Raw genomic sequence first — 6,292 nt, 5'->3', positions numbered from 1 at the left:
ATCTTATATTTACTGCATATTCATTAAAACTATCCAAAATTAATTTTTAATACGAAAAATCAATTTTCAGGTATAATTTTATAAAGTGCTTTTAACATTTAGATGACAAAAATTTGTTAATTCGATGACAATGTGAAGATTAAATACTGGATTTGTAAATATGGATAAACTGATCAATAAAGGTGGTTTCAGAGAACGAGCAAACCGGAGTCGTGTTTATAAAAACTCTGAGAATCAGCAAACCACTCTCAATCAAAATCAATACACTCCCCAGAAAAAAAAGGAGAATATAAACTCGCCTTCATCAAAAACCTCATCTACTCCACTAGAACAGGACTAAAGCATCTTAATCGCATCAAACCATAAAAATACAGCAAAAAACAAAAATAAAATACCTGATAAAACATCAATATAACTACCAGATCTTTGGTATAAGGTTTTAATTTTTGGAATTGACATGATCATCATTAGACCCGCAAACACAACAAAAGTCTGCACGGGTATAATCACTGCTAAATAAGGTTTTAAATTAGCACTTGCTGTAGAACTTAAAGCTAATGAAAAAACACTACTAAAATAAATCAAGATCTTTGGATTCGCCAAATTGGTAAACAGCCCCATCAAAAAATAGTTTTTCTGATGCGCCAAACTTCCTTCCAGCACAGTTTGAGATTTTAAGCTACTCAAGCCACCTTTCAGCATGGCATAACCCATTTTAGCTAAAAAAAGGCCTCCGACTAGCATAAGAATCTGTTGAATCCAAGGCCATTGCTCAAGCAATACGGTAAATCCAAGTAATGTAAGTGTTACCCATACAACAACGCCAATCGAAATCCCCAATATAATTTGTAACGTATGAGTCTTGGAAGTTGATGCTGCACTTTTTGCAACCAACAATACATCTGGACCAGGACTAAGTTGGGCAATAAAATGCAAAGCACAAATTGTCAGTAACAATGACATAATTTTTTATGCAAAAGACAAGATGGATTATCATATCACAACAAACTGTTCTTCCTATTGAAAAATCAAATGGTATAAAAAAGCCGAATCCAGGATTCGGCTGAGTTTTAGTTGAATAATCTAGACACTATTGACATTTCAAAATGGTTGCTACAATGATTTTTTAATTAAAATAAGACGTTACTTTAAGAAATTTAGTAATCCAAACCATGAAAACACGATTTCCATAACAACGACGAAAACAACTATAAGAAATACTTTTGCCTCGAAAAGTTATTTGGAATTTACATCTTTCATTTCAATCTGTTTGGCTTCGGGCTTAACCTCATGTGCTTCACCATCGATAATCGTTGAATCACGGTGAGCTCCGCCCTGTTGATTTTGCATATTCTGCATTTGGCGCATCAAATCTTCAAATGGGTTTTGACCAGCAGTACCCCCCATATCTCCCATAGATCCGCCCATCATACCCCCCATCATTTTATTCATCATGGCTTGTTGGCGTTTTGCAATCATGTTCATAACAAAGTTTCTAGCAATTTTTTGTACGCCAGGTATCAAGATTAAAATTGCTAAGACATCTGTAATCAACCCAGGGATCATAAACAAAAAGCCAGACATTGCAACGGTCAACTTTTTACCAACCTCACCATCTCCAGCCATATGCCCTGTCATTTGCATTTGTTGCAATTGCGGCATAATGGTTGAAGTACTTGAGCGAATCATACTTAGGCCCAAGAAAAATGTTACAAAGAATGAGAAAAAGACATACCATCCACTAATGAACTGAGCCACGCCAATCCATACAGCGATTTCAAGGATAAAATAAATAAGAATAAGCGGGAATAATTTCATTAAATGTAAATCATCTCTATAGCAAAAATAAATTTCAGTAGTGATTTAAGCTATGCCAAATCCATACTTTCAGTGCAGTATTCCATATATAGTTTATAAATCAATAAACTTGTTCATATCATTTAAATGACAATAGTCACTTAAACCTGAATAAATACACATGCCATAAATTATGGGTACAATTTGGAGATTCTCAAGCAGTTTTTATAAAAAACACATAGAAACTGCTATCTTGGCTAAAAAGTCTTCATAAGATCCAGATAAATTGAATACTACCCCACCTTCTCTGCTTCATAAGTCATCAATGCAGAATATACGTCTATTCCTTCACTATTGACCATACAATTATATTGGATATCAATGATCTGTATTCGATAACTATCATGTACATTTTCTGCAATCCAGTGATTAATACTTTGCGCCAAGAGACTTGGTGAATACGCTTCGAAACCTTGTATTTGCATTTTTATTCTCCATTTTATACATAGTAATTTTGTTAGCATTTGTGTGCTTAAAATAAGTACATTTCCTACTATTTTATTTTAATCGAATAAATATTACATACACAGCACTCGTATGTTGTGTAAGAATAATAAGGTCTTTTTATCATAAGTTTTGGTATGTCTTTAATTATCGGTATTGATCCTGGCTCTCGTTTAACTGGCTACGGCATCATAGAACGTGACGGTAGTCAGTTACGCTTTATTGATGCAGGGACGATACGTACAGAAACAACAGAAATTCCAGAACGTCTGAAACGAATCTTTGCTGGTATTGACCGAATCGTGAAATTTCACGGTCCTACAGAGGCTGCCGTCGAGCAAGTATTTATGGCTCAGAATCCTGATTCAGCATTAAAACTTGGGCAAGCACGTGGTGCTGCCATAGCCGCATTAGTCAACCTCGATTTACAAGTTGCCGAATACACTGCACGTCAAATTAAACAATCTGTCGTTGGATATGGAGCAGCAGATAAAGAACAGGTGCAAATGATGGTGATGAAGCTACTCAATTTAAGCGTTCGCCCTCAAGCCGATGCAGCTGATGCTTTAGCAGCAGCAATTTGTCATGCACATGCTTCAGGAAGTATGAGCAAGCTTGCAGTTTTAAACTCTTTAGGTGGCATGGCACGTGGTCGTAGCCGTTACAGTGGTAGGCGACGTTAATTTTAGGTTTATTATTATCTTTTAAAAAAAGCATCGAAATCTTTAGTAATTTCACGAATTGATGGTCGTTTGGAATATGTAGCTATCAATGTTGTTCCTGAATGTCTTAAATTTTTCTTTTGTTCTGGATCAATTCGAATAATCATTAAATCATCCAAAACACCACGTGCATTGGGCTTACAAATTGCGATACTTGTCGATTTTTCGATAACTTTATACTCTGGATAAGCATCTTGCACGATTTCTTTTAGATTTTTATCTTTAGGACTCGCTGTATCTCTTTGCGTATAAATCACCATTAAAATACAAAATATAAGTACAATCCCAATAACAATGAGCTTATCCATAATCTTTCCAATAAATCCTGTTATCTCAACATTTTAAAATCAGTATACTCTATAAATTGCACAATCTCTTTTTGCTGGATATTTTGAACCTCAGCCCGCAATGGACCAATATAGCCATGCTCGATCAGTATATTTAAGGTTGTTTCTTCACCAATGACAAGTGCCTCTACATCACCTGTATCCAGATTTTTGACATAGCCTTTTACTCCAAGTTTATTGGCTTGATTTTCAAACCAACGGCGATAACCAACATTTTGTACTCGACCAGAAATCGTTAATCGAATCGCTTTCACCTGTTGACCACCTTATAAATAGCATGGCTCATATTCTGTGCCTGTAAACCACGCTGCCCAGATTCAGCCAATACATCACCCGCTTGTGCATGTAATGTAACAATATCATGTAAGGTAATATGCTCATGGAATTGGGCCTTTAAACTGGCAATCATACCCGCCAAAACATCCCCCATTCCACCTGTACCCATGCCTGCATTTCCCTGAGTACAAATCCAGAGTTCATTTTCTAAAATCAGGCTACCTGATCCTTTAAGCACCCATTGTCCTGCATATTTTAATTGTAATGCTCTAATCGCACTGATCCGATCTGACTCTACTTCCTGAACAGAACAAGCCAGCAGTTTTGCTGCTTCGCCAGAATGCGGTGTTGCATAAATATGTTGATCCAGTTGATTAGGGGTTTGTGCTAAAAACCAGAGTGCATCTGCATCCAGAACAACTTCCAGATCGGATGTATGACGAATCAACGGATACCATAACTGGTATTGCTTTTCAGCCCATTCATCACGTCCTAGTCCCATACCAAAGCAAACCGCATCTACCTGATCAAGTAACACCTGAATATGTTCTGTATCTAATACATTGATATCTCGTAACATGATATTCGGTGCACGGGACAAAATCGATGTGTGATGCCTCGCATCGCAGACGACCGTTACTTTTCCTGCACCAGCAGCAAATGCCGCCTCGGCAGCCATAATCACGGCTCCGCCCATATCTTTATGACCACCCACGACCAAGACGTGCCCATAACTACCCTTATGTCCAAATGCCTGACGTGAAGGTAAACAAATCTTTTTATCTGTTAATTTTGCAAGTATAGGTAATTCTTCATCAACGGGGATTAATGTAATTACATTGACATCACCAGTATATTCCTTACCCTGCCCCGTATATAAACCTGCTTTTCTACCTAACACGGTGTACGTGATATTTGCTTTGATTGCTACTGGCAAAGGTTGCCCAGTATTGGCATTCAATCCGCTAGGGATATCAATCGCAATTTTTAATCCAGATTGCTGATTATATTGATCAATGATATTTTGCCAATGCTCATCCAACTGACGGTTTAAACCTATTCCAAACAAAGCATCAATATGACAGTCATAAATTTGATTTATTTCAAATCCTTCATGAATACGGACATCATTTTGCAAAGCATAAGCATATGCCTGTTGTAAGTCTTTCGAATCACCCAACTTCGCTGCAAAAACATCAACCTGATATCCCCACTGTTTTAAAAAAGTAGCAACACAATAACCATCACCAGCGTTATTGCCCGAACCACACCAGATTGCAATATGTTTGATTTGTAAGGATTCAATTTTTTTTTGTAATTTTAACGCAATAGTTAAAGCGACCTGCTGCATCAGACCATAGGAACTATTTTGCTTGCTAAACCAACGCTGTTCCCATGCTTGTATATCGCGGCTATGATAAACTTGTTGCTGCATTATTTTCTTCCCTTTGATCTGATCTATGGCATCTTCATCTTCCAAGCTCATTAGCACTGAACAGCTTGATCCTGAACAATTAAAAATCTGGATCAAAGCACAAGCTTTAGAATTAGGTTTTGCTGATTGTGTCATTGCTAGACCAGATGCTCAAGATGAATTGCCACGATTTCAAGAATATTTAGAGCGTGGTTATCACGGTGATATGAAATTTCTAGAAGAAAATCTGGAAAAAAGAGCTGATCCAACCCTGCTAGTTCCTGGAACTCGAAGTATTATTTGTGTACGGATGAACTATCTGGTTGAAAAGCCCAAAGCCCGTTATGTCCCAGATGAGCCAAACTCTGCAGTTATTGCAAGATATGCCCGAGGTCGTGACTACCATAAGGTCATGCGTGGGCGTTTAAAAACGCTGGCAACCCGTATTAGAGAAAAAGTGGGAGTTTTTGAATCCAGACCATTTGCAGATTCGGCTCCTGTTTTTGAAAAATCACTGGCAGAAAATGCTGGAATGGGTTGGACAGGCAAACATACTTTACTCATCCATAAAAAAGCAGGGTCATTTTTTGTTTTAGGGGAACTATTTACCTCGCTGGATTTACCCTTCGATACACCTGCAACGAAACATTGTGGTTCATGCAGCGCCTGCATCGATATATGCCCGACACAAGCTATTGTTGAGCCTTATATGCTTGATGCTCGAAAATGTATCGCCTATCTCACCATCGAATACAAAGGAGTCATCCCAGAGGAATTACGCCAGGGAATCGGAAATCGGGTATTTGGCTGTGATGATTGCCAACTCATTTGTCCATGGAATCGTTTTGCCAAAAAGGCCAGTATTGATGACTTTAATCCGAGGCACGGATTAGATCATGTTTCTCTACTTGATTTGTGGGCGTGGGATGAAGAAACTTTTTTAAACTGTACTGAGGGCAGTCCAATTCGTAGAACGGGCTTTCAAAGTTTTAAACGTAACATTGCTATCGGTTTGGGCAATGCACCATATTCTGATGAAATATTAACCACACTACAACAAAAAAAAATGCAGCATGATGATATTGTGCAAGTGCACATTGATTGGGCAATACAACAACAATTACTCAAGAGAAAGTAAACTTTGCAATGATCTTGCAAATTGATATTGAAAAACTTGAAGTCACACGTTCTTCACCAAATTTTCAATATTCTTTCATTTTAATAACAAATAC

General features: G+C 37.5%; 9 protein-coding genes. 3 read left to right on the top strand and 6 right to left on the bottom strand.

Going from position 1 to position 6,292, the window contains the following annotated elements; all coding sequences use genetic code 11:
* Nucleotides 1-160: 160 nt before the first annotated feature.
* A complete protein-coding gene (locus tag KPC_RS16915) occupies nucleotides 161-340 on the top strand; it encodes a hypothetical protein (protein WP_121975521.1) in 180 nt (59 codons plus the stop codon).
* Here KPC_RS16915 and KPC_RS16910 read toward each other — a convergent pair.
* The 3 genes from KPC_RS16910 to KPC_RS16900 all read right to left on the bottom strand — a co-directional run bounded on the left by KPC_RS16910 (nucleotide 337) and on the right by KPC_RS16900 (nucleotide 2,282).
* Nucleotides 337-963 carry a LysE family transporter gene (locus KPC_RS16910; RefSeq protein ID WP_121975520.1) on the bottom strand — a complete coding sequence of 209 codons (627 nt, stop codon included), beginning with the start codon at nucleotides 961-963 and terminating at the stop codon, nucleotides 337-339. The genes KPC_RS16915 and KPC_RS16910 overlap by 4 nt on opposite strands.
* A gap of 273 nt (nucleotides 964-1,236) precedes the next feature.
* Complete coding sequence (locus KPC_RS16905; protein WP_121975519.1) at nucleotides 1,237-1,818, bottom strand: FxsA family protein; 582 nt, start codon at nucleotides 1,816-1,818, stop codon at nucleotides 1,237-1,239.
* A 272-nt stretch (nucleotides 1,819-2,090) separates the two neighbouring features.
* Nucleotides 2,091-2,282, bottom strand: a complete 192-nt coding sequence (locus KPC_RS16900) for a hypothetical protein (protein ID WP_121975518.1) — start codon at nucleotides 2,280-2,282, stop codon at nucleotides 2,091-2,093.
* A 156-nt stretch (nucleotides 2,283-2,438) separates the two neighbouring features.
* On the opposite strand from KPC_RS16900, the gene ruvC reads away from it, so the two are divergent.
* The gene (ruvC, locus tag KPC_RS16895; protein WP_121975517.1) at nucleotides 2,439-2,984 is read left to right on the top strand and encodes a crossover junction endodeoxyribonuclease RuvC; all 546 of its coding nucleotides are present in this window, start codon (nucleotides 2,439-2,441) and stop codon (nucleotides 2,982-2,984) included.
* Between the two features lie 14 nt (nucleotides 2,985-2,998).
* Here ruvC and KPC_RS16890 read toward each other — a convergent pair whose 3' ends face one another.
* Genes KPC_RS16890 through KPC_RS16880 form a run of 3 tightly spaced genes read right to left on the bottom strand, consistent with a single transcriptional unit; the run spans nucleotide 2,999 to nucleotide 5,081 of the window.
* Entirely contained in the window at nucleotides 2,999-3,331 is a 333-nt protein-coding gene (locus KPC_RS16890; protein ID WP_121975516.1) for a hypothetical protein, read from the bottom strand.
* Between the two features lie 20 nt (nucleotides 3,332-3,351).
* A complete protein-coding gene (locus tag KPC_RS16885; protein WP_121975515.1) occupies nucleotides 3,352-3,624 on the bottom strand; it encodes an acylphosphatase in 273 nt (90 codons plus the stop codon).
* The gene (locus KPC_RS16880; protein ID WP_121975522.1) at nucleotides 3,621-5,081 is read right to left on the bottom strand and encodes an NAD(P)H-hydrate dehydratase; all 1,461 of its coding nucleotides are present in this window, start codon (nucleotides 5,079-5,081) and stop codon (nucleotides 3,621-3,623) included. The genes KPC_RS16885 and KPC_RS16880 overlap by 4 nt, the downstream gene beginning before the upstream one ends.
* A 25-nt stretch (nucleotides 5,082-5,106) precedes the next feature.
* On the opposite strand from KPC_RS16880, the gene queG reads away from it, so the two are divergent.
* Nucleotides 5,107-6,198 carry a tRNA epoxyqueuosine(34) reductase QueG gene (queG, locus tag KPC_RS16875; protein WP_121975514.1) on the top strand — a complete coding sequence of 364 codons (1,092 nt, stop codon included), beginning with the start codon at nucleotides 5,107-5,109 and terminating at the stop codon, nucleotides 6,196-6,198.
* The last annotated feature ends 94 nt before the right edge of the window (nucleotides 6,199-6,292 follow it).

This window comes from Acinetobacter stercoris (assembly GCF_900323515.1).
GTDB lineage: Bacteria > Pseudomonadota > Gammaproteobacteria > Pseudomonadales > Moraxellaceae > Acinetobacter > Acinetobacter stercoris.
Note: the sequence above shows the minus strand (reverse complement) of the source record. Positions and strands in the feature narration are given on the sequence as shown.

Coding starts and splice junctions, on each gene's coding strand:
- KPC_RS16900 (WP_121975518.1), bottom strand. CDS start 2,282: ATGCAAATACAAGGTTTCGAAGCGTATTCACCAAGTCTCTTGGCGCAA.
- KPC_RS16905 (WP_121975519.1), bottom strand. CDS start 1,818: ATGAAATTATTCCCGCTTATTCTTATTTATTTTATCCTTGAAATCGCT.
- KPC_RS16915 (WP_121975521.1), top strand. CDS start 161: ATGGATAAACTGATCAATAAAGGTGGTTTCAGAGAACGAGCAAACCGG.
- KPC_RS16880 (WP_121975522.1), bottom strand. CDS start 5,081: ATGCAGCAACAAGTTTATCATAGCCGCGATATACAAGCATGGGAACAG.
- queG (WP_121975514.1), top strand. CDS start 5,107: ATGGCATCTTCATCTTCCAAGCTCATTAGCACTGAACAGCTTGATCCT.
- KPC_RS16910 (WP_121975520.1), bottom strand. CDS start 963: ATGTCATTGTTACTGACAATTTGTGCTTTGCATTTTATTGCCCAACTT.
- KPC_RS16890 (WP_121975516.1), bottom strand. CDS start 3,331: ATGGATAAGCTCATTGTTATTGGGATTGTACTTATATTTTGTATTTTA.
- ruvC (WP_121975517.1), top strand. CDS start 2,439: ATGTCTTTAATTATCGGTATTGATCCTGGCTCTCGTTTAACTGGCTAC.